This window comes from uncultured Senegalimassilia sp., from assembly GCF_902464545.1.
Lineage (GTDB): Bacteria > Actinomycetota > Coriobacteriia > Coriobacteriales > Eggerthellaceae > Senegalimassilia.
This window is the reverse complement of record NZ_CABQJR010000046.1, coordinates 1-1,523: the sequence shown is the minus strand read 5'-3', so window position 1 is coordinate 1,523 and position 1,523 is coordinate 1. Positions and strand designations below refer to the sequence as shown.

Annotated in this window: 1 protein-coding gene and 1 pseudogene; both read right to left on the bottom strand. The window is 62.9% G+C overall.

Annotation, left to right across the window (positions count from 1 at the left end; all coding sequences use genetic code 11):
- Positions 1-385: pseudogene (locus tag RDW26_RS09095) on the bottom strand (Fe-S cluster assembly protein SufB); the annotation flags it as partial.
- Between the two features lie 9 nt (positions 386-394).
- Positions 395-1,168, bottom strand: a complete 774-nt coding sequence (gene sufC, locus RDW26_RS09090) for a Fe-S cluster assembly ATPase SufC (protein ID WP_042436489.1) — start codon at positions 1,166-1,168, stop codon at positions 395-397.
- Positions 1,169-1,523: the final 355 nt, after the last annotated feature.

The following is a 1,523-nucleotide window of genomic DNA, read 5'->3' as shown; positions in this document are numbered from 1 at the left end:
GCTCGGAGTCGTACTGCGCGCCGACGCCGGCCAGGTAGCTGCGCTCGGCCTCGGGGATGCCCAGGCGGTCGAAGGTGTTCTTCACGTCGTCGGGCAGGCTGTCCCAGTCCGACTTCTGGTCGGTGTTGGGCTTGACGTAGGTGACGATGTTGTCCATGTCAAGGCCGGCGATGGAGGGGCCCCAGTCCGACGTGGGCATGCTCTGATAGATTTCCAGCGACTTCAGGCGATGCTGGAGCATCCACCCCGGCTCGTCTTTCTTCTCCGAGATCTCGCGGACGATCTCGGGCGTCAGGCCCGCCTCGAGCTTCTCGGTGCTATCGCCGTATGAAAAGTCGTAGAGGCTGCGGTCGATGTCCGCTACCTCGGTGCGTTGCTTAGCCATGGCTGCCCCTTATTCGGCGGCTGCGGCCGCGGCCTGCTCGAACTGCTCGAAGCCGTTCTCGTCGATGTCGGCGATCATGGACGCGTCGCCCTCGGCCGTCATGCGGCCCTTGACCAGGACGTGCACGCGGTTGACGTCGACGTGCTCCAGGATGCGGGTGTTGTGCGTGATGATGACGAGCGTGCCGTTGCAGCGCTTGCGATAGACCTCCATGCCGCGCGAGACGACGGACAGCGCGTCCACGTCCAGGCCGGAGTCGGTCTCGTCCAGGAAGGCCAGCTTCGGCTCGAGCAGCAGCAGCTGCAGCATCTCGAGCTTCTTCTTCTCGCCGCCGGAAAAGCCCACGCCCAGCTCGCGGTCCAGGTAGGCCGGGTCCATGTTCAGCTCCTCGGCCAGCTCCTTGACGTGCTTGCGGAACTGCTTGCCCTTCATATCGCCCACCCCCGGGCGGCCTGCGGAAATGGCGCGCAGGAAGCTGCTGACGGGCACGCCGGGGATCTCCACCGGCGCCTGGAAGCTCAGGAAAAGACCCGCGTGCGAGCGTTTATCGGTGGACAGATCTGTGATATCCTGTCCGTTGAACGTGATTTTGCCGCCGGTCACCGTGTATTCGGGATCGCCCATGACCACGTGGCCCAGCGTCGATTTGCCGGCGCCGTTCGGGCCCATCAGCACGTGGGTCTCTCCAGCGCCCACGGTCAGGTCGACGTCGTGAAGAATGACCTTCTCATCCACGGCGGCCGAAAGGCCTGCCACGTTGAGGAGGATGTTCTCGTCTGCCATCTTCTTCCCCTTCTCATTTCTTATAAATAAGGCTTTGCTTATTCATATACGTTTGATAGGATTAAGATATCGTGACACGCGGATTTGTCAAGCGAAATGCTTGCCGCAGAGGATCAATCCGCGGAATGAGCGCGAACGCGCATGCTTTACGTCTAGTGTAACCTATATGTTCCAAGGGCGACACCGGGCGATGCGAGCGACCGACGGATGACCGGGGGTCGTTATGCTGGCGAGCGCGTGATGCTTGCGCGGCGGCGTTGGGAAGCCTGTTCGCGATGCCCGAGGTTTGCGGCAGCGCGGAGCTTAAGCTCGCCCGCCGGCGTTTCGCGTCGGGTGCGGGTTCGCCGGGAGGGCG